Here is a 24,448-nt window from a genome sequence, read left to right on the forward strand (position 1 = left end):
TTTATCGCACATGCGAAGATGGAAGGAAACCGGTGCTGTTGCGTTGCAAACGCTTCCCAAAGCCGGGGAGAAACCCTATGCTTTTGTCGAAAAATGTCGTTATCGTATACGCGTCCTTTACCATCGCACCGGCACACTGCTTCAGCCTTGCGTCGCCGACCGATTGCCCTCCCTGAAAGGTTCGAGTGTCCAGCCCGCTGCCAAACCGCCCGGTTGCGCCCCCGTCCACCACCACCATCGGGTCCGTCGAAGAGGCGGAGCTGTGCGCGACTTTGAGCGATTTCCACGCGTGGCAATCGCGCATCGTGATTGGTGTCGCTCTGCGCTCCTATCTTGATCCGCTCGTGCTGACCCCGACTGAAATCATCCACAACGCCAAGGCGTTGAAGGCGTTGCTGGAAACGGGGCAACTGGTCGAGGCCGCCGCTGCGAAGATCGCGACCGTCCAGGCGCGCGCGCCGGGGCAGGAGCAACGGGCACGGCGCATGGCGATTCAGACCGCCATCGATGAAACCTGGGGTCGTGCGCGCATCGCCCAAGTGTCCTTCGGCGGCTTTCCCAAAGGGCGCTGGATCGATTCGGTTCTGGCGGCGGCACCGGGAAAATCACCGACCGGCGACATCGGGTATGACCTGCGGGTGGCGTTGAGCCTTGAGCTGTCGGAGCTGCGCGGTTGGTCGACGAAGCTGGATCGTTTGCTCGACCTGTTCCAATGGGACAAGGATGACCGGCTGAACGAAGCGATCGACGGCGTGATCGGTGACATTCTCGCATCCGTCGCCGCCGGGTTCGAGCTGTTCGGCAACACGTTGCTGCCCGGCACGTTGCTGGTCACGCTGTGCGAGCTTCTCTTCGGACGCATGACCGTCGATGCGGCGGGCCCCGGTCGCCTGGGTACACTCAACGCACTGTTCCGTCAGGGAAAACTTCCGCAAGCCCGCGCGGCGGTGTTGGACCGGATTCGGCGCCAATTGAAAGCGCCTCAGCCTTTGGGGCGTGGTGCGCTGGACCAGGAAAGCGAGCTTCTGAAGACGCTGTCCGGTCATCTGTTGACGCGTAACGGCCTGGTCGGTGGCTCGGCGATGGCCGATGGGTTGACCGTCCGCTATTCCCGTCGCTTGGAGCAGGGGGGGGCCAGCGCCTACCGCAAATCCATCGTCGGGGTCAGCGAAGGTCAAGCGGACCTGATCTGCCGGATTCATTATCTGGCGGCGGTTGCCGGCACCCCAGCGGCGGAACGGCACATGGACGAGGTTGTGGCGTCGCTGGAAGCGGCGGTCGGCAACGAGGTCCTGATCGAAAACATGCTGGTGCAGACGCCGGACACCACGCTGCTGGAGCAAGGATTCGCCGCCGCGATCGCCGCGATTCGCAACTCTTCCCTGCCGGACGACGCCCGCGCGCGCATCACGACGCGGGCGGAACGGGCTGTGGACGAATTCGTGCAGTCCGGGCGGCTTGCCGCACGGCTTCGCCAGATCGAGCCGGTGTTGCGTCGGCGGACCATCCGGTTGGCGGAGATCGCCTGTTCCAGCCTTCTGCGGGATGACGGTGCGCGTCCGCAGATGCGTCAGCACATTCTGGACATCATCCGGCAACCGCAGTTCCAGGCCGATCTGGCCTCGCAGCAAAACAACGACATCGCCCAGGCCGAGGTCCGTCGCCTGTTTGAGCTGTTGGAGCGGTTGCGGCAATTCTCCGCTTCCCCCGCACCAGCCCAGGTGGTGGCCTCGAACCCGGCTGTGCCGGTGGCGCTCAGCCCGATGGCGGCCACCGTGGCGGTTCCGGTGGCTGCGGGACGGGCGGTGGAAACCATCGTGGCGGCGCCACCACGACGCGCCTCGGCGGGCGGGGCGGCGGATGCGGCGGTGACGGTGATGGCCCCGCGCGGGGTTGCCGCAGTGGCTCCGGCGGTGGGGCAGGTGGGGTTGTGTCCAAGCTGCTTTGCGCAAAAGATCGGACCGGAGGCGTGCCGGGAGTGCGGTTATCCGACCAAGTCCGACAACCGGCCGGGTGTGCATCTGCAACCGGGAACCCTGCTGCTGAGCCGTTACAAGACGGGCCGCATTCTGGGGCAGGGCGGCTTCGGTGCCACCTATCTGGGCTGGGATGATCGGCTGCAGGTGAAGGTGGCGATCAAGGAATACTACCCCTCCAGCCTGATTTCCCGCGCTCAGGGTTCCAGCAACGTCATTCCCTTTTCCGATGAACACGCCGAGAGCTTCTCGTCAGGACTGACAAAGTTCCTGGATGAGGCCCGGATGCTGGCCCGCCTGCGCGACATCAAGGAAATCGTCGGCGTTCAGGATTTCTTTGAGGAAAACGCCACCGCCTACCTCGTCATGGAGCTGCTGGAGGGCCGCACCATGAAGAAATACCTCTCCGACAGCGGCGGGCGGCTGGACGTGCGGCGCACCCTGTCGGTGCTCGGGCCGATCATGAAGGCGTTGCAGACGATCCATGAACAGGGCCTGATCCACCGCGACATCAGCCCCGACAACATCTTTCTGACCAACAGCGGCGAACGCAAGCTGTTGGATTTCGGTGCCGCGCGTCAGGCGGGCGGCGGGCAGGGCGGCGGCTTGACCGTCATTCTCAAGCCTGGATTCGCTCCGCCGGAGCAATATTCGAACGAGGGCAAGCAAGGCCCCTGGTCGGACGTGTACGCCATCTGCGCCACCATCTACCTCGCGCTGACCGGCAGGACACCCCCCGACGCCACCGCGCGTTTCATGAACGACAAGGTCCCCAAACCCGCTGAAATGGGCGTTGGCTTGCCCGTCGGCTTTGAAAAGGTGCTGATGGCCGGTTTGTCCATGCGCTGGCAGGAACGGCCCCAAAGCATGCGCGATCTGCTGCGACTGATGAACAACGCGCTGGGCGGATGATCTCTTGCCCTTCAGGCAACAAAAAAGGGACTGGCTTGCCAGTCCCTTTTTGTGTTTGGCGTGGACGGATTACTTGACGTCCGCCGCAACCTGCATCTTGACGATCTTGTCCGGGTCGGAGACTTGACCGTTGCGGGACTGGCTGCCCTTCTTGATCTTGTCCACGAATTCCATGCCTTCGACCACCCGGCCCCAGACCGTGTATTGACGATCCAGGAAGGACGACGGGGCGAAGCAGATGAAGAACTGGCTGTCGGCGCTGTCGGGATCGGGCGTGCGGGCCATCGACAGGGTGCCACGGATGTGCGGGGCGCTGGAGAACTCGGCCTTCAGCTTCTTGCCCGAACCGCCCGAACCGGTGCCGGTCGGGTCGCCGGTCTGGGCCATGAAGCCGTCGATCACGCGGTGGAAGACGACGCCGTTGTAGAAGCCTTGGCGGGTCAGTTCCTTGATGCGGGCGACGTGGTTCGGCGCCAGGTCCGGGCGCATCTCGATCACGACGCGACCGTCCTTCAGGTCAAGATAAAGGGTGTTTTCCGGATCCAAGGCCTTGGCCTCCCCCTGAGAGAAAAGAAACGTGGCGAACAGGGCCGCCAACAAAACGCGGGTCCACCGCAACATGGGAAACACTCCGATGAGCCGAATTCCGCGCCGGGGACCATAGGGGAAAACACGCCCCGTGCAAAGCCGCCCGACGCGCGGAACTCTATCCTTCCGATGTCACGGACGATAGGGTCGTGCGCGGGTGTTTCTGCGGTTGTCACCACAGGAGGGGGCGGATGGGCGCGCGCGGGCGATGGGCGGCGGCGGTTGGGCTGGTGGCGCTGGCCACCAGCGCGGCTGCGGCGGTTGGCCTGCGGGCAACGCTCGACCGTTTGACCGCAACGGCGCTGGAGTCGGCGCTGGGCGCTGGAACCGTGGCCCGGTTGGACGAGGTGCGCCTGTCGCTGTTGCCGCCGGAGGTCAGCGGAACCCTGACTCTCGCCCGTACTGCCGATGACGGGGTGAGCGGACGGATTGCGCTGTCGGGCGTGTTGGCGCTGCGCCTCGGTTGGGACGGCGTGACCCTGTCCCCGCCCGGTTGCCTGACGCTGCGGGCGGAGACGTTGGCGCTGAACCGCAGCCCGCTGACCGTCGATCCGGGTGGAACGCTGTGCGCGTTCGATGGGCACCCGTTGATGCGTTGGACCGCAAACGGCCTGGAGTTTGCCGCCCGCTTGGCGCTTCCCATGGTGGCAGCCCCAGCCATGGCGCTCCGGGCCGATGCCGTCACCGTGTCGCTTCAGGGCGACGCGGCCCAGTCCCTGACCATCGACGCGACGGCGATGGCGGTGCGGCACACGGTTCCCAGCCCTGGGCTGGCCCCGCTGTCGCTGGCGGCGCGCGCCATGCGTGAAGGGGGAGCGGTTCCGTGGAGCCTGTCCGCCACGGTGAGCGGGGCTGGCGGTGGTTTGGTGATTCGCGCGAATGGAACCCATGACCCGCGCAGCGGCGTCGGTCGGCTGGACCTCCGCAGCGATCCGCTGCGCATCGGCGAGGCGGGTGTTGCGGTGGCGGCGCTGTCCCCGCGCCTGGACACGGTGCTGCGCGCCGTCTCCGGTCGTCTCACCGGGCGCGCCGGTCTGGCTTGGCAGGCGGGGGTGGTGCGCTCGACCGGCGCGCTTCGGATCGAAGCCGGCGGGGCAACTCTGGGGCCGGTGCGGGTGGCGGGGGTGAATGGGGTGGTGGCCTTGTCCAGCCTGTGGCCGCCGGTGGTCCCCGATGGGCAGCGTCTGGCGGTGGCGTTGCTGGATGTGGGGGTCCCCTTGACCGATGGGGTGATCCGGTTCGGCTACGGTCGTGACCGCCGCGTTGATGTGGATGAAGCGCGGTGGCGATGGGGCGGCGGCACGCTGAAGGCCGACCCGTTCGAGCTGTCGCCCACGGCTCCCAAGGGACTTGTCACCCTGCACGCCGACGGCGTTGACCTTGGCGAGTTGCTCGGTCTGATCCGCGTCGATGGCGTGTCGGCCAGCGGGCGCTTGTCCGGCAGCCTGCCGGTGCGGATCGGGGAGGGAGGGGTGCGGTTGGAGGGGGCGGTCTTTGATGGGACCCAACCGGGAACCCTGCGCTACGCCCCCGCCGAACCACCCCCCGGCCTGTCGGGGCCGGAGGGAAGCCCGACCCAACTGCTGTTGGGGGCTTTGAGCGATTTCCGTTACGACAGCCTGCGCCTGACCCTGGACGGCGAAGCCGGTGGGGAACTGCGCGCGGGATTGTCGGTGCGCGGGACCAACCCGGCATTCTATGATGGTCATCCGGTGGCGTTGACCCTTACTCTGTCGGGTGCGCTCGACCGGATCCTGCGGCAGAGCCTGGACGCTTACCGCATTCCCTATGTGGTTCGCGACCGCATGATCGGATTTGACCAGCCGAAGGACCCATGACCACCGTGACGCCAAACCGCCCCATCCCTGCTCCGCTGGTCGTGCCTTGTGCGGTTCTGGCGCTGCTTGTCCTCGCCAGCGCCTGCGCGCCCACCGTGCGCATCGAGGCCCCCGACAAGCCTATTGAAATCAACCTGAACATCCGCATTGAGCAGGAGGTGCGGGTCAAGGTGGAGCGCGACGTGGACAGTGTCATCCGCAAGGATCCGGCCCTGTTCGGCCTGCCTCCCGCCCCGGTGAAAGGACAAATTCCATGATCTGCCGCTGGTTCACGCGATGGCTTACGCCCTGCCGGGTCGTTTGCGCGGCGCTGGTGCTGCTGGCAAGCGGGCCGTCCCTGGCGCAGGACGCCCTGAGCGCCGCCAAGGCGGCGGGGCAGATGGGCGAGCGCCCCGACGGTCTTGTCGGGGTGGTTCCCGGTGCACCTGGTGCCGTCACCACCTTGGCGGCTGAGATCAACGCCCAGCGCCTGGCCCGCTATCTGGAGATCGCGCGCGGCAACGGCACGGCGCTGGACAAGGTCCAGGCGGTGGCGGGGGAGCAACTGATCGCCCGCACCCCCACCGGGCAATTCATCATGACCCCGTCGGGCGCGTGGCAACGGAAGTGACGTGACCGCCTCTCTGCACACCGCCTTGGCCGACCAGCGCCGCCGCGTCGCGGCCCAACCCGGCAACGTCGCTGCCCTGACCGATCTGTTCGCCACGCTCGACCGGTTGAACCAACCCGGCACACCGGAGGAGGCGGTCGCCCGCTCCAACTTTGCCGAGCATCTGCGTCGACAGGGGCGAGCGGTGGAGGCGGAGGCCCATCACCGCCGTGCTGTGGCGTGGTTGCCCGGCTTTGGTGGCAATCACTTCAATTTGGGCGTGACCTTGCAGGCCCTGGGCCGGATCGCGGAGGCGGCGGAAGCCTATGGCGACGCCGCCCGGCTGATGCCGACCTTTGCCGGGGCCGCCTGCAACCACGGGGCCATGCTCCGCGAGTTGGGGCGCTGGGATGAGGCCGAGGCGGAGTTGCGGCGGGCGCTGGCGCTGGACGCCGGGCTTGCCGCCGGATGGCTCAACCTTGCGGCGGTTTGGCGCGACAGCGGGCAGTCGGAGCGCGCCGCGCAGGGGTTCCGCGCCGTTCTGATCCTGCGCCCGGATCTGGCCGAGGCACACGCCAACCTCGCCTTGGTGCTGAAGGAGTCGGGGCGGCAGGCCGACAGCGTGACGGGCTTCGAGCGTGCCTTGCGTCTGGGGCTGGCCGACGCGGGCGGGGCGCTCGCCCAATTGATCCAGCAGCGCCGTCACCTGTGCCGGTGGGATGGGCTGGACACGCTGTCCGCCCGTCTGGTGGCGATGGTGCGTGACGGGACCAGCCAGCAGATCCACCCGTGGATTTTCCTGGGCGAAGGGGCCGGGCCGCGTCTGGAGCGCCGCTGTGCCGAGCGGTACAGCGCGTGGCGCACGCGGGGGATCGGGATCACACCGCTGGAGCCACCGGGCGCTCCGCAAGTCAGACACCGCACGGACGGCCGCTTGCGCGTTGCCTATCTGTCCGCCGATTTCCACGAACACGCCACGGCGGTGTTGATCGCCGAACTGATCGAGCGCCACGACCGCACGCGCTTCGTCATCGTCGGCGCGTCCTATGGTCCCGACGATGGCGGGCCGCTGCGGGCGCGGCTGCGCCAGGGGTTCGATCACTGGCTGGAACTGTCCGGCCTGTCCGACACCGACGCCGCCCGGCGGTTGCGCGATGCGGGCATCGACATTCTGGTCGATCTGAAGGGGCACACCAGCGCCGCCCGCCCGGGCATCGCCGCCCACCGCCCGGCCTCGGTTCAGGCCCAATGGTTGGGCTATCCCGGAACCATGGGCGCGCCCTTCATCGATTGGGTGATTGCCGATGCAACCGTTGCCCCACCCGGGCGGGAGGATGAATTTTCCGAGCGGGTGATCCGTCTGCCCGACAGCTACCAGCCCAACGACCGGACCCGGCGCATCGGCGACACGCCCAGCCGTGCGGCTTGCGGCCTGCCCGACAACGGCGTGGTTCTGTGCTGTTTCAACGCCGCCTACAAAATCACGCCGGACCTGTTTGATCGCTGGTGCCGCGTGCTGGCGGCCCGACCCAACACTGTGCTCTGGCTGCTCGACAGCCACCCGGAGGTTGCACCGAACCTGCGGCGGGAGGCGGTGGCGCGCGGGGTGTCGGCGGACCGTCTGGTCTTTTCCCCCCGGTTGCCGGGGCCGGAGTATCTGGCCCGTTATCGGCTGGCCGACCTGTTTCTTGACACCGGCCCGGTGGGTGCGCACACCACGGCCAGCGATGCCCTGTGGGCCGGTCTGCCGATGGTCACGGTGATGGGAAATGCCTTTGCCGGTCGGGTGGGGGCCAGTCTGTTGCGCGCTGTGGGCCTGCCCGATCTGGTGATGCCGGATTGGGACGCTTACGAGGACAGGATCCTGAGCCTCACCCGCAAGCCTGAGGCGCTGGTTGCGCTGAAAACCCGGTTGGCCGACGCCTTGTCACAAGCCCCCCTGTTCGACACCGACCGCTTTGCCTGCGCGCTGGAAGCCGCCTACGCCCGGATGTGGGCGGAGGCGGGGCCGGATCAGGGATAAGCGCAACGGTCGGCGGCGACGTCGACGAAGGAGCGCTGGCCGGGGGCGAAGGTGAAGCGGTATTCGGTGCTGTCGACCACCAGGGACTGATGCAGGGGCAGGGTTCCGCTGGCCGTCACCGTCTTGCCGCCGATGGCGGTGATCTTGATGGTCACAGGTTGGCCTGGATCGTACCAGCTTTCGGGATCGCCCTGGGTGTTGTGAGCCGATTGCCCGTCTCCGGACACCGTGACCGCTCCATTCGCGAACGTCGTTCCGCGTGCACCACTCTTGAGCAACGGTGTCGCCAGGACAAAGCGCTTGTTCTCAGCAGGCTGGCAGTTCCGCTGCATCTGGGCCTGACCGATGATGAAGGACAGGCGTTCGGCGGTCAGCCCGCTTTTCAGCCGTTCAGCCACCAGTTGGCTGAGGCGGGCGAGGTCGCCGGTGGGGACCTCGCGCTGGATGCGGCCTTCCAACTCGGCGGTGCGGCTTTCGGCCGTGCGGGCGGCCTGCTGCATCTGGGAGGCCAGCAATTCGAACTCCGCCTTCTGCCGGGACAGCGTGGCGATCTCCTCCCGCAAGGTGACATCGCGGCCCTTCAGCTGTTCGATGCCCATCTGGTAGGCGAACAGGCCGACGCCCAACACCACACCAGCCAGTGCCCCGAATTTGGCCACCCCCGTCCAGACACGGCGGCGGTAACGGCGTTCGTAATCGTAACGTCCCAGGGTCATGATGCGGGTCGCAGGTGTCGAAATTGGAAAGCGCCTATGGCTAACGGCAACGGGCGTGCGATGCAACCCCTTGAGCGAAGGGCAGGGGCAATGTTTTTCATTGCTCGGAATAGGACGCGCTTCCACCGGCCTGCTTCCTGAAACAAAAAACGGCCAACCATGCGGTTGGCCGTTTGGCTTGGATCATGCCCGTGCGTTCATTGGCTGGTCGTTGACGAAGTTCCGCCAAGGCTGATGCCCGGCGTCTTGAACTCCCCGACATTCTTGAAGACGAAGCGGAAGAACAGGGTGTTGCCGTCCTTCACCCCGCCGGTGCTCACGGTGTAATCGCGGCGCAGGATGGTTTGGAAAATCAGGCATTCGTCGGCGTAGGTCAGCGTGCCAAGCGACGCGCGCGGGCCGGGCTGCGGTTCCATCGCTTGCGAATGCGACAGCGAGACACTCCAATTCGGATCGAAGTTCGAGGTCAGGCTGAAAGTGGCTTGTTCCACCCGATTCCGCGTCGTCGCGGTCCGCGACTGTGTTTGGTCAACAAAGGTGTAGGCGGTCGCCACCCGCAACAGCGGAACACCGGCAGACGCGTTCAGCGAATGACGGCGAGGCTTCAAGGTGTCGTGATCGATGCGGAAACCATAATTCACGTCCAGCCAATCAGCGGGTTGAAGATCCAAACGGCCGACATAATCGGAGACGCGATCTTCCAGACCGGATCCGACGCTGAAGCCGGTGCTGTTGTTCAGACGGCGGCTTTGCCCCAGGAACAGACTGGCCGATCCTTGCTGGTAGCCATAATACGCGGTGCGCAGGCCGTAGGTGATCCGCATGCCGTCGTCCAACCGGTCGATCCCGGTGAACCGATTCGGCGTCAGCAGGTTGACCTCGTCGAACTCGACATCCAGGCTGTCTTCGTTCGGAAAGATTTTTCCGTTGGGCAGCTTGGGCGCAACCGTCGCCTGGACGATGGGTTCCACCACCTGCTGGGACGATTGGCCGTAACGCACAAACGGATAACGGACCGTCAGCTGGCCTTGCGGGAAGAAGCGGAAGCGGTTGATGTCGTTTGTGCCGCGCGTCGTCGGATCGGTCGTGTTGAAGCGATCCGCGGAATAGCCGGCGGCCAGCACGCTGCCTGACAAGGTGGTGATGAAGCCGACGTTCGAAACGATGTCGCGTTGCCAGCCCGGTTGAACCATCACCCTGCGCGAATTCGGGCCTGCGTTGTTCGGGCGCGTGACCGCCAGCAAGCTGGTGTCCAACGACCAACGCCCGCCAAACAAGCTTCCCGGCTCGCCCAACGCGTTGTAACGGGCGGTCGGAAGCGCGATGGGTTCCGGTGTGGTGTTGCCGTACCGCAGATCCTGGAAGCCGTAAGCCGCGATGGACGCGTAGTTGCGCCCACGGAAACCTTCCAGGAACACCTTGCTGGTGAGGTAATCATCGCGCACGTCGTAGTAACGGCGCAAAAAGGTCTGGTCACTGGCCTTCTTCACATCGAAGCCGACGCGCCACACCTCATCGATCTCGAAAAGCCCCTTGGCGGCGGCGTAGCCACGGATGCGCTTGTCCTTGGGTGCCCCGGTGGCCGATCCGTTGGGGATCTCGCCCTGGGTGATCGCGCCGTCCAGTTCCAAACGCCCTTTTTCGAAGCGCTTGCGGTAATTGCCGCCCAACAGCAACCCCTGTTTGGAGAAGCCGCTGACCTCGATCGTGGCGTCCTGGTTGTTCCCGATGTCCCAGTAGTAGCGCGTCTTGAGAATGGCCCCAAGGTCCGAGCTGTTGCCAAAGGACGGCGTGAGAAAACCGCTCTTGCGATCCACCGACGGATCCGCGTGCGACAGATAGGGGGTGTAGAAGAATGGAACGCCGAAAAGCTCCATGGTCGCGTCCTGGTAACGGACCTCATGCTCCTCGTTGTCATGAACGACGCGGACGGCACGGATCTGCCACAAGGGTGCCTTGTTCGGATCGGTCTTGCACAGGTCGCAAGGGCTGTAGACGCCACGGCTGACCTTGGTGATCCGCCCGTCGCGCCGTTGCCCTTCGTTTCCGGCCATGCGACCGTTGTCGGTCATCAGAACGCGAACGTTCTCGACAAACACATCCTTCAGATCGTCCGTCAGCTCAGCGTAGTCGGCGAAGGTGATTTCGCCCGTCGGTTCCACAAGCCGGATCGCCCCGGTTGCCGTGACCACCTTGGTCTTTTGATTGTAGGTGATCTTGTCGGCCCGAACCGTCCGCTTGCCCTGCGCCAATTCGACGTTGCCAGTCGCCGTGACCGTGTTGTTGGTCTCGTCGAACGTCACCTGATCGGCGGTCAACAGGGTCGGTTGCTGCGGCTCCCGCGCGGGCGATTGCGCTCCCGCCAGATCGGCCGACACCACGCCGCACGCCACCATCAGCCCGAGGATGCCGGAGCGAAGGATCGGCGACAAAGCGGCTTTGCCGGTGACGCTGGGGCGTCGGGGAGGGGTGGCGCGGGCGCGCCGGGGGACATGCGTGACCATGGTAGGAACGATTGGGGGAAGCGCCCGGCCAAGTCAACGGTTTCGCAACGGCATGATGCGGGGAAAACACAGACCGTGTTCGCCATCACACGCCAAACGAAAAGGGGCGGTGCGGGGATGATCCGCACCGCCCCTCAATCCGGTCATGGAACCGGGTCAAACGACCCGGAAGTTCTTGAACTGCCAGGGATCGCTCTCGTCGATGTCCTCCGGGAACAGCAGGCCGCGATCCTGAAGCGGCGTCCAGTCGCCATAGGCCCCGACCACCTCGCCCAGATAGGGGGCGGCGATCTCCAGCACGCGGCGGAAATCGACCTCGTCGGGTTCGACGATGCCCCGATTCGGGTTTTCCAGCGCCCAGATGATGCCGCCCAGCACGGTGGACGTCACCTGCAGCGAGGTGGCGTTGTTGTAGGGGGCCAACGCACGCGCCTCTTCAATGGTCAGGCGCGAGCCGTACCAATAGGCTCCCTTTTCGTGCCCCATCAGCAGCACGCCCAGCTCGTCCATGCCGCCGACGATTTCATGCATCATCAGGCGTTGGGTCGCCTGACTCGCCCAATTCTTGCCCGCCAGCTCGTGAACGGAGGTCACGGCGTCGTCGCAGGGGTGATAGGCGTAATGGACGGTCGGACGGTACCGCACGGCGTCGCCGTCGCGGACGGTGAAGTAATCGGCGATGGAGATCGCTTCGCTGTGGGTGATGAGGAAGCCGTGGAAGGGGCCTTCCAGCGGCGTCCAGGTCCGCACCTTGGTCGACGCGCCGGGACGCATCAGGTAGATGGCGGCGTCGCAGCCGAATTCATGGCGGCGGCCATCGGCGGGGAAATGCTTTTCGTGCGTGCCCCATCCCAGTTCGGCGGGCTGGCAGCCTTCGCCGACAAAACCATCAATCGACCAGGTGTTGACGAACTCCCCGACCTGCTTGGGCTGGTTCGACACCTGTGTGTCGCGTTCGGCGATGTGGATCGTCTTGACCCCCAGCGTGGCGGCCAGCGCCCCCCAGCCGTCGCGGGTGGTCGGCACCTCCACCGTCAACCCGGTGTCGGCGGCGATGTTCAGCAGGGCCTGTTTGACGAAGTGCGACACCAGACCGGGATTCGCCCCGTGGGTCAGCAGCGCCGTCGGGCCACCGGCGAACTCCGCGCGCCGGGACAAGGCGGCTTCGCGCAGCGCGTAGTTGGAACGCAGCGAGGGCGTCAGATCGGGGTCGGTGTAGCCACCGGCCCAGGGTTCGATGCAGGTGTCGATGTAGTGCGCACCGACGCGCTGGCAGAACTCCACCAGCGCGATCGACGAGACATCGACCGACAGGTTGACCAGAAAATCCCCTTTGTCGAGCAGGGGTTTCAGAATCTGGAAAAAATTGTCGTTGTTCAACGGGTTGTTGTGGAACGCGACCCCGTAGTCCTCCGCCTCCTCGCGCCCACGCTCTTCGGCGGTCACGATGGTGATTCGGTCCGACGTCAAACCATCAAGGTGACGCAGAAGCAGCGGCAGAACACCTTGGCCAATCGATCCAAAACCAACGATGACCATCCGGCCTGTGAACGTGCAGAGCTTCGTGTCCAGGGCCATGATTGCTTGTCTCCCCCGAGGTAGTTTAACCAACGACACAGACCGACACCGCCTCCCTCTTCGATCACAATCGAAGGATCGGTTGTCAATCCGATGAATGTTACGGAATTTCTTCGATTTTTTCCACCGTTTCCCACGCTTCGCTTGCGCGTAGCGCTTTGAGAGCACCGCGCACGCCCAACCCAGGATGCCCCGGTTCCGTATGGAACGGGACTCAAGGCGATGGAGCAGCGGTTTTGCGGGCGGGACGGGGAACAACGGGAACAGCCGGACGACGCGCGGCCCTGGGCAAAGCAGCTCCAGGCTCAGGCGCGTCAAGGTCCGGCTGATGCGTTACCGTTTCAAGGCCCCAACGTGGGCATGGCGCATTCTAACCTCCCTCTCGGGACCGGCCCACGGGTTTGGCCGGTTCTTCCAAAAAGGACGCGGTGCGTCGTAGCGTAACCACAAAGGGCCACAGGCACGTGCGGGTGCGTCGTTCAACGCTTGGAATACCGGTTTTGCACCGCAATTCAAGTGAATTTTTTGTGCAAATCGTGTCTGAACAGCGCCACCAACCTGTCAACGCGTCCGGTCGATGGACCCGTCATAACCGGGAAAGCGGGCGGCGATGCCGCTGCCGGTCGGAACCGCCCGCCATCCGTCCGGGTGGGTGAAGAAGCGGATCGCGGTGAAATGGGGGGTCGGCCCCATGTCAAACCAGTGACGGGTTCCGCCGGGGATGCTCAGAAGATCGCCGGCTTCACAGACGATGCGGAACACGCGTTGATCGAGATGCAGGTAAAAGGCTCCGCTTCCCTCAACGAAAAAGCGGGCTTCGTCCTCCCCGTGGGTGTGTTCATCCAGGAACATGGCCCGCAGGGTGCCGATGTTGTCGCTGCCCGAGACCACACGCGCGACATCCACCGACCGATAGCCACGGTTGGCGCACAACCGCTCCACATCCGGTGCATAGGCGCTGAGGATCGCGGCGCTGTCCGCGTCCTGCGAAACCGGGTGGGTGGCCGACCAGCGTTCGAACAGGATGCCGGTCATCGCGAGATGGCCGACCAGCACGACGGGATCGCCGGTCGCCAGTTCCGGCAGACCGGGGTCATCCTCGTGATACACGGTCAGATGGGTCATGCTGCCCCCCTGTGGCAGGAACCGCGCCGGACGCCATCCTGGCGCGGCATCGTTTAAGAAAGATCCAACGCCCACCGCGTCACAGCGTCACAGGGAGCGGTGTCGCAGGCGAGGCGCTGGGAATGGACGGGCGTGTCAGCGCAGACGCAGCAGAAACGCTCCCGCCAGCGCGGCCAGAGACAGCAAGCCAGCGATGAACAGCGCCACCCCGGTCCAACCAAACACGTGCCAGAACAGCCCGCCCGAGGTCCCGGCCACCGTCGATCCCATGTAATAGCAAAACAGATAGATGGAGGAGGCCTGCCCCCGGCTGCGCTGCGCCCGCTGGCCGATCCAGGCCGACACGATGGAATGAGCGCCGAAAAAGGAGAAGGTGAACAGGCCGATTCCGCCCATGATGAACCATAGGGATTCCGGCTCCATCGCGCCCAGTCCGGCGATCATCAGAAGAATCGCCGCCATCAGGGTCCGGCTGTTGCCGAATCGTCCGGCCAGCCAACCGAACAGCGGTGAACTGACCATGCCGAAGCAATAGACGACGGACACCGCCCCCACCAACGCCGGGCGCAGATCGAACGGCGGGTCGGTCAAGCGGAAGGCGATGTAGTTGAAGGCGGTGACAAAGCCGCCCATCAGCAGGAACCCCAAGCTGAACAGCGCCAGGATTGCCCGGTCGGCCAACAGCCCGCGCCAGGACGCCGCAAGCGCCGACAACCCCGACGGACGACGGACGAAGTGGCGCGACGGCGGCAGCCCCTTCCACACCGTCAACGCCGCCGCGACGCCCAGCACACCGACCAGACCGACCGCGATCCGCCAATTGCCCAGATCGGCGATCAGCGCGGTCAGGACGCGGCCCGACATCCCCCCCATCGCCGTCCCGCCGATGTACAGCCCCATCGCAACACCGGCGGTTTTCGGATCGACCTCTTCGGAGACATAGGCCATCGCCACGGCGGGCAGGCCGCTGAGCGCGATGCCTTCCAGCGCCCGCAGGGCAAGCAGACCCTGCCAATCGGGCATCACCGCGCCGACGATTCCCAAAAGCCCGGACACCAGCAGGGCCGCCACCATCACCGGCTTGCGCCCGATTCCATCCGACAAGGCCCCGGCCACCAGCAGGGCCACCGCCAGACACCCGGTGCTGAGCGACAGGGCCAGGCTGGATTCCGCCGGGGTGACACCGAAATCCCGCGCGAAGTCCGGCATCAGCGGTTGCACGCAGTACAGCGAGGCGAAGGTGGAAAACCCGGCCACAAACAGGATGCGGCTGGCCGACCGATAGGCGGCGGTTCCCGCCTGCAAATAGGCTGAAGCGTCGTCCTCTGGCACGCCCGTCATCCCCCTGGCTGTGATGGTGTCGTGGGTTGTGTCCCGGGCGCTGCCGCACCGCATCACGAGCGACACAGTGGCGCGACGATCCGCCGCTGTCCAAAGCCGCATGGGCGGGACGGCCATGCCCTCCACGCAGAGCCAAAGCAACCCGACGATCTGTTGCCCCTGGCGCTGGATCTTCCCCGATGCGCGCCGTATAACCATCCACCCACTGTCTTTTTCGATGTTCGAGCCATGCACGACCTTCGCGCCATCCGAGAAAATCCCGAAGCCTTCGACCGTGGCCTTGGCCGCCGGGGATTGGCGGCGCTGTCGTCGTCCGTGATCGAGCTGGACAGCCGCCGCCGCGCCGCGCAGACCCAGATGCAGGACATGCAGGCCCGCCGGAACGAAGCGGCCAAGGAGATCGGTGTGGCCAAGCGCGAAGGCCGCGACGCCCAACCCATTCTGGACGAAATGGCCGCGCTGAAGGAGCGCCTGCCACAGGTGGAGGAGGAGGAACGCCGCCTTGGCGCGGAGCTGGACGCCCTGCTGGCCAGCCTGCCCAACATTCCCGCCGACGATGTGCCCGAGGGGCCGGACGAAAGCGCCAACGTCGAGATCCGCCGCTGGGGGACCCCGCCGGAGATCGCCAACCCCAAGCAGCATTATGAATTGGGCGAGGCGCTCGGCCTGATGGATTTCGAGGCGGCGGCCCGCATGTCGGGCGCGCGCTTCACCGTGCTGAAGGGCGGCTTGGCCCGTCTGGAACGCGCGCTGGCCGATTTCATGCTGGACATCCACACCAGCGAGAACGGCTACACCGAAATCGCCCCGCCCTTGATGGTGCGCGACAACGCCCTGTTCGGCACCGGCCAGTTGCCGAAGTTCGAAGAGGATCTGTTCAAGACCACCGGGTCGGATCACTACCTGATCCCGACCTCCGAAGTGCCGCTGACCAATCTGGTCAACGACCAGATTGTCGCCAGCGAAGAGCTGCCGCTGCGCTACACCGCGCTGACCCCCTGCTTCCGCGCCGAAGCCGGGTCGGCCGGGCGTGACACGCGCGGCATGATCCGCCAGCACCAGTTCTGGAAGGTCGAGATGGTCGGCATCGCCACCCCCGACCAGTCGGAGGAGGAGCATCAGCGGATGGTCCGCTGCGCCGAAACGGTGCTGGAGCGGTTGGGGCTGCCCTACCGCACCATCGTGCTATGCACCGGCGACATGGGCTTTTCCTCGCGCAAGACCTACGACATCGAAGTGTGGTTGCCGGGGCAGAACGCCTATCGCGAGATCTCCAGCGTGTCGAACTGCGGCGATTTCCAGGCCCGCCGCATGAAGGCCCGATGCCGCGCCAAGGGCGAGAAGCAAACGCAATTCCTGCACACCCTGAACGGGTCGGGCGTGGCCGTGGGCCGCTGCCTGATCGCGGTTCTGGAAAATTACCAGCAGCCCGACGGCTCCATCCTGGTGCCGGAGGCCCTGCGCCCGTACATGCGCGGGCTTGAGAGGATCACCGCCTGATGTTCGACGCACCGCTCGACCTGACGAACGCCCGCATCCTCGTCACCAACGACGACGGAATCCACGCCCAGGGGCTGAAGGTGCTGGAAGGCATCGCCCGGTCCCTGACCGAGGATGTGTGGGTGGTCGCCCCGGAGATGGAGCAGTCGGCGGCCAGCCATTCGCTGACCATCAACCGCCCCCTGCGCCTGCGCAAGCTGGACGAGCGGCGCTTCACCGTGGACGGCACGCCGACCGATTGCGTGCTGCTGGCGATCAACCATGTGATGAAGGACGCCCGTCCGACGCTGGTCCTGTCCGGTGTCAACCAGGGGTCCAACATCGGCGAGGATGTGACCTATTCCGGGACCATCGCCGCCGCGATGGAAGGAACGCTGCTCGGCGTCCCCTCCATCGCCTTGAGCCAGCATTACGAACCCGGCCACCCCATCGATTGGTCGGCGGCGATCGCCCATGGCGCGGACGTGGTGCGCAAGGCGCTGACGATTGCGTGGCCGAAAAATGTTTTGCTGAACGTCAATTTCCCGGCCTGCCCAGCGGACGCGGTGACGGGCGTCAAGGTGGTCCGTCACGGCAAGCGCAAGATCGGCGACGAACTGGTCGAACGGGTCGATCCGCGCGGCAAGCCCTACATCTGGATCGGCACCTTGCGCGGCGAGGCGGATGTGACCGAAGACACCGACATCCATACGGTGTTCCACGGCGGCATTTCGATCACGCCGATTGATCTCGATCTGACCCACACGCCAACATTGCACACCCTGAAGCAGGCCTTTGTGTGACCGCGCGCGGCGGCGTGGGCACGCAGCGCAAAAGACTTGACGGATCAACCCGCCGTTGGTGGTGTCACGGGTGATCCACCGGAGACGACGGGCAGGGGAGGGGAAAGCTCTCCCGCGCTGCTCGCTCCGGTGCGTTGAACGCGGTTTTCTTCAGGAGGTTCTGTGACCCGTTTGCATCGCTCCGCCACTGTCGGACCCGCCGCAACAGGTTCGTTCCACCTGATGCCCGCCCGCACCCGTCCTTTCGTCGCTGCATCGCTGCTGGTCTTGAGTCTGGCGGCGTGCGAGCGTGTGGGGGACCTTGCCCCGGTCATCAACAAGAGCGGACTGTCTCCGGCGGATGCCGCCGTCACCGACACCATCCTTGTCCAGAAGGGCGACAGCGCCTACATCGTCGCCCGCCGGTACAACGTGCCGCTGCGCGACCTGATTGATGCGAATCGCCTCTCGCCTCCCTACAAGTTGGAAGCCGGGCAAAAGCTGGTGCTGCCGTCCGCCCGCAGTTACGTGGTTCAGCGCGGCGATACGCTCTATGGCATTTCGCGCATGCACAATGTGGATGTCAGCGAGTTGACCCGCCTGAACAATCTGACACCTCCCTACGCGGTGCAGCCGGGCCAGACGCTGCGCCTGCCGGGTCCGGGGCCAGGCGCTGCAACCTCGACCATTGTGGCCAGCGCACCGGAATCCGCCCCCCCCACCGTGACCACCCTGTCGGAGGCACCAACCAGCGCCGCTGCCCCGGCTGCCAACGCCGGACGGGGAGCGCGTTCCTCCATCCAGGCGGCGGAACTGGCCCCGCCGGGAGGAAGCCCATCGTCCACCACCGCACCGCCGCTTGCTGCTCCAGCCGCACCCACGGAACCGTCGGCACCGGTGAGCGGCGGCGCGAGCACCGTCACCGTTTCAAGCGCGCCAATCCCCTTGACCAAGCCCGGAACCACCCCGGCCTCCACCCCCGCCGTCGACGCTGAACCCGTCTTTCAGCCGGGACAAAGCCCGGTGACGTTGCGTCCGACCGCTCACAAGCCGGACGCGTCCGCCGACGCCGCTGCAGCGGTACCAACACCGTCCGTGCCCGCTGCGCCCACGCCGCCAAGCCTGCCGAGTGGTCGCAGCAGCGTCGCCGACAGCGCGAGCGCGGACGTGGCCAGTGTCCCGATCCCAGGGGCAAAACCGGATTTTGGCAAGGCCCCGGTTGCGCCCACACCCGCCGGGCCGACCCCGGCAACGGCTCCACCGACCAACGCCGCTCCCACCCCGTCGGTGAAACCAACGGACAGCGGCAAGGGATCCGAGACGAAAACGGCGGAGGCGAATCCCGACGCCGCCCCCCCGCCGCGCGGCGGCACCCGCTTCCTCTGGCCGGTCAAGGGGCGCTTGATCTCCAACTACGGCCCCAAGCCGGACGGGCTGCACAACGACGGCCTGAACATCGCGGCGGCCAAGGGCACCCCGGTGGTCGCCGCCGACAACGGGATCGTCGCCTATGCGGGCAACGAGCTGCGCGGTTTCGGCAATCTGCTGCTCGTCAAGCACGCCGACGGCTGGATCACCGCCTACGCCCACCTCGACCGGATCGAGGTGGAGCGCGGGGCGACGGTGAAGCGCGGGCAGACCATCGGGCGGGTCGGTCAGACCGGCTCCGTGACCAGCCCGCAGCTCCATTTCGAACTGCGCAAGGGCAGCCAGGCGGTGGACCCCAGCGGCCAGATGGACCGCAAGCCGCCGGTCAGCGAAGGGGCTTTCCGAGACGGCCCGCCAGGTCCTGGATGAACTGCCACGCGACGCGGCCCGACCGGCTGCCGCGCGTGACCGACCATTCGACCGCCTCGGCGTGCAGTTGCTCGTCGGGCACCTCCAGGCCGAAATGCCGGGCGTAGCCCTCGATCATGGCGAAATAGGTGCTCTGGTCGCAGTTGTGGAAGCCCAGCCACAGACCGAAACGGTCGGACAGCGACACCTTTTCCTCGACCGCTTCCGCCGGGTTGATGGCGGTGGAGCGTTCGTTCTCGATCATGTCGCGCGGCATCAGATGGCGGCGGTTGGAGGTGGCGTAGAACACCACATTGTCCGGCCGCCCTTCGATCCCGCCATCAAGCACCGCCTTCAGCGATTTGTAATGCGCGTCGTCGTGATCGAAGGACAGGTCGTCGCAGAACAGGATGAAGCGGCGGTCCTCGCCCTTCAGACGGGCCAGCAGGCGGGGCAGGGTGGGGATGTCCTCCCGATGGATTTCCACCAGGGCCAACCCGCCCGGACGTTCCTGGCACACCGCCGCGTGCACCGATTTGACGAGCGAGCTTTTGCCGGCACCGCGCGCGCCCCACAGCAGGGCGTTGTTGGCGGGCAGTCCATCGGCAAACCGCCGGGTGTTGTCGAGCAGGATGTCGCGCTGCCGCTCCACCCCCTGCAACAGGGCGATGTCCACCCGGTTGACCGCCGGAACCGGATCGAGACGGTCGGGATCGGCGTGCCAGACGAAGGCGTCGGCGGCGCTGATGTCGAGCCGGGCGGGCGGCGGCGGGGCCAGACGGTCGAGCGCGTCGGCGATACGGGTCAGAAGCGGGATCAAATCGTCGGCGGACATCGTTTTCCAGGCACCTTTGCGCGAATTTTTCATGGAAACCGGGCGGCGGCGTCGCCATCTTTGCGACGCGCCCGCACGGTATCACAGCGGTGCGGGCGCACAAGCCGCCGCCAAACCCCGGATGACGGCGCATCACCGTTGCATCCCAAGCATGGGCGGCTATAGTCGCGGGCGTCCCGGCGGAACGCCGATCCCGCGCGAGACCAACCCAAAAGGAGCTCCCAGATGTTCGTTTCGACGGCTTACGCACAGACCGCCGCGCCCGCAGCCGGTGGTGACATGATTGTGCAGTTTCTGCCGCTGATTCTGATCTTCGTCGTCTTCTACTTCCTGCTGATCCGTCCGCAGCAAAAGAAGATGAAGGAGCACAAGGCCATGCTGTCGGCCATCCGTCGCGGCGACCGCGTCGTGACCGGCGGCGGCATCATCGGCGTTGTGACGAAGGTCGGTGCGGACGACGAAGTCTCCGTCGAAATCGCCGAAAACGTCCGCGTGCGTTGCCTGCGCTCCACCATCAACCTCGTGCTTGCCAAGACCGAACCGGCCAACGGCAAGCCCGGCGACACCGCCGCCCCTGAAGAGGCCAAGACCGAGGATGCGCCCGCCGCTGGCGGTGTTCTTGGCAAGCTGCTGGGTCGCAAGTAATCCGGCCTCGCCGGACGTCAAATCGGATTCGAGTGACGCATGCTCTATTTTTCGCGCTGGAAGATTTATATGATCGTGGCGACCTGCGTCGCCGGGTTCATTGTGATGCTGCCGAACTTCCTGGGCCGCGAGACGCTGGCCAGTTTGCCCGGCTGGTACGCCAACAGCCGGGTAGCCCTGGGTCTCGACCTGCGCGGCGGATCGCATCTGTTGCTCGAAGTCGATATGGCCACGGTCATCCGTGACCGGGTCGAAGGGCTGGTGGACGGGGCGCGGCAGCAGTTGCGCACCGCCAACGTCGGTTACACCGCCATCACCGCCGGTGATCGCGGCCTGACCGTCCAGTTGCGCGACACCGCCCAGACCGACGACGCCGTGAAGGCGCTGCGCGGTCTGGCCAACCCGGTGGGCGGCGTGGCGATGGGCGGCGGTCAGTCCGACATCACCGTGTCGGCCAACGGCAACACCCTGACCGTGACGCTCAGCGAAGTCGCCCTGCGCGACCGCGCCACCCAGGCCATCGAACAATCCATCGAAATCGTCCGCCGCCGCATCGACGAGACCGGCGTGAACGAGCCGACGATCGCGCGCCAGGGGGCCGACCGCATCCTGGTCCAGCTGCCCGGCGTGGAGGACCCCGACCGGGTCAAGCGTCTGCTCGGCACCACCGCCAAAATGACCTTCCGCCTGGTTGACACCAACGCCGATCCGTCCACCGGCCGCGCCCCTCCTGGATCGGAAATCCTGCCCTCCACCGAGGGGGGCCGTGGGCAGACCGCCTACGTCATCCGCAAGAAGGTCGAGGTCGATGGGGCCACGCTGAAGAACGCGACGGCCTCCACCAACTCCCAATCCGGCGAGTGGGTGGTGAATTTCGAATTCAACAGCGCCGGGGCGAACCGCTTCGCCGAAATCACCAAGGTGAATGTCGGCCGTCCCTTCGCCATCGTGCTGGACAACAAGGTCATCAGCGCGCCGGTCATCCGCGAGCCGATCACCGGCGGGCGTGGCCAGATCAGCGGCAATTTCTCCGCCGCCACCGCCAACGATCTGGCGGTGCTGCTGCGCGCTGGCGCCTTGCCCGCTCCGTTGAAGGTGATCGAGGAGCGGACGGTCGGCCCCGATCTGGGTGCTGACTCGATCCGCGCCGGTCTGACGGCGGTCGCCGTCGGCTTCGCCCTGGTCTGCGTCTACATGATCGCGTCCTATGGGCTGTTCGGGGCCTTCGCCTGCTTCGCGCTGCTCATCAACATCGTGCTGACGCTGGCCACCCTGTCGATGCTGCAAGCCACCCTGACCCTGCCGGGCATCGCCGGTGTGCTGCTGACGCTGGGTCTGGCGGTGGACGCCAACATCCTGATCAACGAGCGCATCCGCGAGGAGACGAAGAAGGGCCGGGGCGTCTACGCCTCGATGGAGGCCGGGTTCAGCCGCGCCTACAGCACCATCGTCGACTCCAACCTGACGACGGCGATCAAGATGGCGTTGCTGTTCATCTTCGGCACCGGGACCATCAAGGGGTTCGCCGTCACCATCACGCTCGGCATTCTGATTTCCATGTTCACCGCCACCGTCCTGGTTCGGTTGATGATGGTGACGTGGCTGCGCCAGACGCGGCCCGCCGCGCTGCCGGTTTGAGGAGGTCATTCCATGTTCCGGCTTCGTCTGGTTCCTGACAACACCAAGATCCCGTTCATGAACGGCCGCTTCGCCGGCCTCATCATGTCGGCGTTCCTGTCCATCGCCTCGATCATCCTGTTCTTCCACCCGGGGCTGAATTACGGCATCGACTTCCGGGGCGGCATCGTCATCGAGGCGCGCACCCCGCAGGCCACCGATTTCGCCTCGCTCCGCCACACGCTCACCGGCTTGGGCATGGGGCAGGTGGCGTTGCAGGAGTTCGGCTCCAACCAGGATGTGCTGATCCGCCTGGAACGCCAGCCCGGCGACGACGCCGCCCAGCAGGCCGCCGCCGACAAGGTGCGCGCCACCCTGGCCGCCGCCATCCCCGGCACCCAGGTCCGCCGGGTGGAAGCGGTCGGCGCGTCGGTCAGCGGCGAGCTGTTCACCAACGGCATGTTGGCGCTCGGCCTCGCCATGGTGGCGATGCTGTTCTACATCTGGTTCCGCTTTGAATGGCAGTTCGGGCTTGGTGCGGTCGTCACGCTGCTGCTCGACATCACCAAGATCGTCGGCTTCTACGCCATCACCGGCTTGCAGTTCAATCTGGTGGCGGTGGCGGCGATCCTGACCATCATGGGCTACTCGATCAACGACAAGGTCGTCGTCTATGACCGGATGCGCGAGAATCTGCGCGTCTACAAGAAGATGCCCTTGCGCGATCTGATCGATTTGTCGATCAACGAAACGCTGAACCGCACCGTCGGCACCTCGATGTGCACCTTCCTGTCGGTCATCCCGCTGGCGCTGTTCGGCGGCGAAGCCTTGCAGGATTTCGGCATCGTGCTGCTGCTGGGCGTGTTCATCGCCACCACCTCGTCGATCTTCATCGCCGCGCCGATCCTGCTGTTCCTGGGCGAAAACCGCCTGCGCCGTGGCGCGCCGGACACGGCGGCCACCCCGGCCGCCACGCCCTGATCCGTTGTTCCCACCCGCAACCGCCGCCTGAATCGCCCCCAAGGACCAGACCATGGCCGACATCACCCCGATGATCCCGTCCGACCGTCAGGTCATCGACGGCTTTGGCGAGGGGCAATTCTGCGTCTCCGGGCAGTGGCGCGCCGGGCCGTTGATCGTGCTGCCCGACCGCACCCTGCCCTGGAACGTGGGGACGGACGTCAACGCCCTGACCATTGCCGATTTCGCCGACATCCTGGCGGCGGAACCGAAGGTGGAGCTTCTGTTGCTGGGAACCGGCCCGACCATGCTGTTCGTGCCCAAGGCCCTGCGGCAGGAGCTGCGGGCGGCGGGCGTGGTGGTGGAGTTCATGGACAGCCGGGCGGTGTGTCGCACCTACAACGTTCTGCTGGCGGAGGAGCGCCGCGTCGGCGTGGCCATGCTGCCGATCTGACGCGTCTTTCCCCGACCGCATCGCCCAGAAACGACAAAGGCGTCCCAACCGGGACGCCTTTGCCGCATTCAGTGGTCCGACCGAAACGGTCCGACCGAGGAGATCAGACGCCGAGCTGTTCGGCGGCGAAATCCCAGTTCGCGAGGTGGTCGATGACCGCCTTCACGAAATCGGCGCGGCGGTTCTGGAAATCGACGTAATAGGCGTGTTCCCACACGTCGATGGTGAACAGCGGCTTCTTGCCGTGGGCCAGCGGCGTGTCGGCGTTGCTGGTCTTGCCGATCTTCAGCGTGCCGTTGTCCTCGTACAGCCACGCCCAGCCCGAACCGAACTGGGTCAGGGCGGCCTGGGTCAGCTCTTCCTTGAACTTCTCGACGCTGCCGAAATCGGCGACGATGCGGGCTTCCAGGGCGGCGGGGATGACGCCACCATCCTTCTTCAGGCTCTGCCAGAAGAAGGTGTGGTTCCAGATCTGGGCGGCGTTGTTGAAAATGCCGACCTTGCTGGCGTCGCCGACCGTCTGCTTGATGACGTCTTCCAGGCTGGCATCGGCCAAGGGGCTGTCCTTGGTCAGATTGTTCAGGTTGGTGACGTAGGTCTGGTGATGCTTGCCGTGGTGCAGGCGCAGGGTCTGTTCCGAGATGTACGGAGCCAGAGCGTCATACGCGTAGGGAAGCGGCGGAAGTTCAAACGCCATGTCGAAACCCTCT

20 protein-coding genes are annotated in these 24,448 nt (G+C 65.8%); 12 read left to right on the forward strand and 8 right to left on the reverse strand.

Annotation, left to right across the window (positions count from 1 at the left end):
- The first annotated feature begins 185 nt into the window (after positions 1-185).
- A complete protein-coding gene (locus tag EJ903_RS27985) occupies positions 186-2,888 on the forward strand; it encodes a serine/threonine-protein kinase (RefSeq protein WP_281274756.1) in 2,703 nt (900 codons plus the stop codon).
- A 69-nt stretch (positions 2,889-2,957) separates the two neighbouring features.
- Here the strand turns inward: EJ903_RS27985 and EJ903_RS09065 are convergent, their stop codons facing one another.
- Positions 2,958-3,509 (reverse strand): peptidylprolyl isomerase, encoded by a 552-nt coding sequence (locus EJ903_RS09065; RefSeq protein ID WP_126614310.1) that lies wholly within the window; start codon positions 3,507-3,509, stop codon positions 2,958-2,960.
- 158 nt (positions 3,510-3,667) lie between these two features.
- On the opposite strand from EJ903_RS09065, the gene EJ903_RS27990 reads away from it, so the two are divergent.
- The 4 genes from EJ903_RS27990 to EJ903_RS09085 are packed head-to-tail and all read left to right on the forward strand — an operon-like array spanning position 3,668 to position 7,926.
- On the forward strand, positions 3,668-5,314 hold the full coding sequence (locus EJ903_RS27990) for an intermembrane phospholipid transport protein YdbH family protein (protein ID WP_281274757.1): 1,647 nt from the start codon (positions 3,668-3,670) through the stop codon (positions 5,312-5,314).
- Positions 5,311-5,571, forward strand: a complete 261-nt coding sequence (locus EJ903_RS09075; RefSeq protein WP_126614312.1) for a YnbE family lipoprotein — start codon at positions 5,311-5,313, stop codon at positions 5,569-5,571. Before EJ903_RS27990 ends, EJ903_RS09075 begins: the two co-directional genes overlap by 4 nt.
- Positions 5,568-5,924: a YdbL family probable chaperone protein gene (locus EJ903_RS09080; RefSeq protein ID WP_126614314.1), complete on the forward strand. Its 357-nt coding sequence runs from the start codon at positions 5,568-5,570 to the stop codon at positions 5,922-5,924. The genes EJ903_RS09075 and EJ903_RS09080 overlap by 4 nt, the downstream gene beginning before the upstream one ends.
- 1 nt (position 5,925) lies before the next feature.
- Entirely contained in the window at positions 5,926-7,926 is a 2,001-nt protein-coding gene (locus EJ903_RS09085) for an O-linked N-acetylglucosamine transferase, SPINDLY family protein (protein ID WP_246015375.1), read from the forward strand.
- On the opposite strand, the gene EJ903_RS09090 is transcribed toward EJ903_RS09085, so the two are convergent.
- The 5 genes from EJ903_RS09090 to EJ903_RS09110 all read right to left on the reverse strand — a co-directional run bounded on the left by EJ903_RS09090 (position 7,917) and on the right by EJ903_RS09110 (position 15,190).
- The gene (locus EJ903_RS09090; RefSeq protein ID WP_126614316.1) at positions 7,917-8,642 is read right to left on the reverse strand and encodes a hypothetical protein; all 726 of its coding nucleotides are present in this window, start codon (positions 8,640-8,642) and stop codon (positions 7,917-7,919) included. The two genes, EJ903_RS09085 and EJ903_RS09090, sit on opposite strands and share 10 nt — an antisense overlap.
- Before the next feature lie 197 nt (positions 8,643-8,839).
- On the reverse strand, positions 8,840-11,146 hold the full coding sequence (locus tag EJ903_RS09095; protein WP_126614318.1) for an LPS-assembly protein LptD: 2,307 nt from the start codon (positions 11,144-11,146) through the stop codon (positions 8,840-8,842).
- A 156-nt stretch (positions 11,147-11,302) separates the two neighbouring features.
- Complete coding sequence (locus tag EJ903_RS09100) at positions 11,303-12,724, reverse strand: homospermidine synthase (protein WP_126614320.1); 1,422 nt, start codon at positions 12,722-12,724, stop codon at positions 11,303-11,305.
- A 561-nt stretch (positions 12,725-13,285) separates the two neighbouring features.
- The gene (locus EJ903_RS09105; protein ID WP_126614322.1) at positions 13,286-13,849 is read right to left on the reverse strand and encodes a 1,2-dihydroxy-3-keto-5-methylthiopentene dioxygenase; all 564 of its coding nucleotides are present in this window, start codon (positions 13,847-13,849) and stop codon (positions 13,286-13,288) included.
- A 135-nt stretch (positions 13,850-13,984) separates the two neighbouring features.
- Positions 13,985-15,190, reverse strand: coding sequence for an MFS transporter (locus EJ903_RS09110; protein WP_126614324.1), 1,206 nt, complete (start codon positions 15,188-15,190; stop codon positions 13,985-13,987).
- A 228-nt stretch (positions 15,191-15,418) separates the two neighbouring features.
- Here EJ903_RS09110 and serS point away from each other — a divergent pair, with 228 nt between their 5' ends.
- The 3 genes from serS (at position 15,419) to EJ903_RS09125 (ending at position 19,248) form a co-directional block, all read left to right on the forward strand.
- Entirely contained in the window at positions 15,419-16,690 is a 1,272-nt protein-coding gene (serS, locus tag EJ903_RS09115; protein ID WP_126614326.1) for a serine--tRNA ligase, read from the forward strand.
- Entirely contained in the window at positions 16,690-17,472 is a 783-nt protein-coding gene (gene surE / locus EJ903_RS09120) for a 5'/3'-nucleotidase SurE (protein WP_126614328.1), read from the forward strand. The genes serS and surE overlap by 1 nt, the downstream gene beginning before the upstream one ends.
- A 222-nt stretch (positions 17,473-17,694) precedes the next feature.
- Entirely contained in the window at positions 17,695-19,248 is a 1,554-nt protein-coding gene (locus EJ903_RS09125) for a peptidoglycan DD-metalloendopeptidase family protein (RefSeq protein WP_126614330.1), read from the forward strand.
- Here the strand turns inward: EJ903_RS09125 and EJ903_RS09130 are convergent.
- A complete protein-coding gene (locus tag EJ903_RS09130; RefSeq protein WP_126614332.1) occupies positions 19,205-20,062 on the reverse strand; it encodes an ATP-binding protein in 858 nt (285 codons plus the stop codon). The genes EJ903_RS09125 and EJ903_RS09130 overlap by 44 nt on opposite strands.
- A gap of 225 nt (positions 20,063-20,287) precedes the next feature.
- On the opposite strand from EJ903_RS09130, the gene yajC reads away from it, so the two are divergent.
- Genes yajC through EJ903_RS09150 form a run of 4 tightly spaced genes read left to right on the forward strand, consistent with a single transcriptional unit; the run spans position 20,288 to position 23,738 of the window.
- Positions 20,288-20,707 carry a preprotein translocase subunit YajC gene (yajC, locus tag EJ903_RS09135; RefSeq protein WP_126614334.1) on the forward strand — a complete coding sequence of 140 codons (420 nt, stop codon included), beginning with the start codon at positions 20,288-20,290 and terminating at the stop codon, positions 20,705-20,707.
- Positions 20,708-20,746: 39 nt separating this feature from the next.
- Positions 20,747-22,345 (forward strand): protein translocase subunit SecD, encoded by a 1,599-nt coding sequence (gene secD / locus EJ903_RS09140; RefSeq protein WP_126614336.1) that lies wholly within the window; start codon positions 20,747-20,749, stop codon positions 22,343-22,345.
- A 12-nt stretch (positions 22,346-22,357) separates the two neighbouring features.
- A complete protein-coding gene (gene secF, locus EJ903_RS09145; RefSeq protein ID WP_126614338.1) occupies positions 22,358-23,305 on the forward strand; it encodes a protein translocase subunit SecF in 948 nt (315 codons plus the stop codon).
- 52 nt (positions 23,306-23,357) lie between these two features.
- Positions 23,358-23,738: an Mth938-like domain-containing protein gene (locus EJ903_RS09150; protein ID WP_126614340.1), complete on the forward strand. Its 381-nt coding sequence runs from the start codon at positions 23,358-23,360 to the stop codon at positions 23,736-23,738.
- 103 nt (positions 23,739-23,841) lie between these two features.
- Here the strand turns inward: EJ903_RS09150 and EJ903_RS09155 are convergent, their stop codons facing one another.
- Positions 23,842-24,435: a superoxide dismutase gene (locus tag EJ903_RS09155; protein ID WP_126614342.1), complete on the reverse strand. Its 594-nt coding sequence runs from the start codon at positions 24,433-24,435 to the stop codon at positions 23,842-23,844.
- Between the last annotated feature and the right edge of the window lie 13 nt (positions 24,436-24,448).

It is taken from the genome of Azospirillum griseum (assembly GCF_003966125.1).
Classification (GTDB): domain Bacteria; phylum Pseudomonadota; class Alphaproteobacteria; order Azospirillales; family Azospirillaceae; genus Azospirillum; species Azospirillum griseum.

Excerpts from the sequence above, each read along its gene's own strand:
- EJ903_RS09130 (WP_126614332.1), bottom strand. The coding sequence starts at position 20,062 with ATGTCCGCCGACGATTTGATCCCGCTTCTGACCCGTATCGCCGACGCG.
- EJ903_RS09090 (WP_126614316.1), bottom strand. The coding sequence starts at position 8,642 with ATGACCCTGGGACGTTACGATTACGAACGCCGTTACCGCCGCCGTGTC.
- EJ903_RS09095 (WP_126614318.1), bottom strand. The coding sequence starts at position 11,146 with ATGGTCACGCATGTCCCCCGGCGCGCCCGCGCCACCCCTCCCCGACGC.
- EJ903_RS09155 (WP_126614342.1), bottom strand. The coding sequence starts at position 24,435 with ATGGCGTTTGAACTTCCGCCGCTTCCCTACGCGTATGACGCTCTGGCT.
- EJ903_RS09150 (WP_126614340.1), top strand. The coding sequence starts at position 23,358 with ATGGCCGACATCACCCCGATGATCCCGTCCGACCGTCAGGTCATCGAC.
- yajC (WP_126614334.1), top strand. The coding sequence starts at position 20,288 with ATGTTCGTTTCGACGGCTTACGCACAGACCGCCGCGCCCGCAGCCGGT.
- serS (WP_126614326.1), top strand. The coding sequence starts at position 15,419 with ATGCACGACCTTCGCGCCATCCGAGAAAATCCCGAAGCCTTCGACCGT.
- secD (WP_126614336.1), top strand. The coding sequence starts at position 20,747 with ATGCTCTATTTTTCGCGCTGGAAGATTTATATGATCGTGGCGACCTGC.
- EJ903_RS09105 (WP_126614322.1), bottom strand. The coding sequence starts at position 13,849 with ATGACCCATCTGACCGTGTATCACGAGGATGACCCCGGTCTGCCGGAA.
- secF (WP_126614338.1), top strand. The coding sequence starts at position 22,358 with ATGTTCCGGCTTCGTCTGGTTCCTGACAACACCAAGATCCCGTTCATG.
- EJ903_RS09065 (WP_126614310.1), bottom strand. The coding sequence starts at position 3,509 with ATGTTGCGGTGGACCCGCGTTTTGTTGGCGGCCCTGTTCGCCACGTTT.
- EJ903_RS09080 (WP_126614314.1), top strand. The coding sequence starts at position 5,568 with ATGATCTGCCGCTGGTTCACGCGATGGCTTACGCCCTGCCGGGTCGTT.
- EJ903_RS27990 (WP_281274757.1), top strand. The coding sequence starts at position 3,668 with ATGGGCGCGCGCGGGCGATGGGCGGCGGCGGTTGGGCTGGTGGCGCTG.
- EJ903_RS09100 (WP_126614320.1), bottom strand. The coding sequence starts at position 12,724 with ATGGCCCTGGACACGAAGCTCTGCACGTTCACAGGCCGGATGGTCATC.
- EJ903_RS09075 (WP_126614312.1), top strand. The coding sequence starts at position 5,311 with ATGACCACCGTGACGCCAAACCGCCCCATCCCTGCTCCGCTGGTCGTG.
- EJ903_RS09110 (WP_126614324.1), bottom strand. The coding sequence starts at position 15,190 with ATGACGGGCGTGCCAGAGGACGACGCTTCAGCCTATTTGCAGGCGGGA.
- surE (WP_126614328.1), top strand. The coding sequence starts at position 16,690 with ATGTTCGACGCACCGCTCGACCTGACGAACGCCCGCATCCTCGTCACC.
- EJ903_RS09125 (WP_126614330.1), top strand. The coding sequence starts at position 17,695 with ATGCCCGCCCGCACCCGTCCTTTCGTCGCTGCATCGCTGCTGGTCTTG.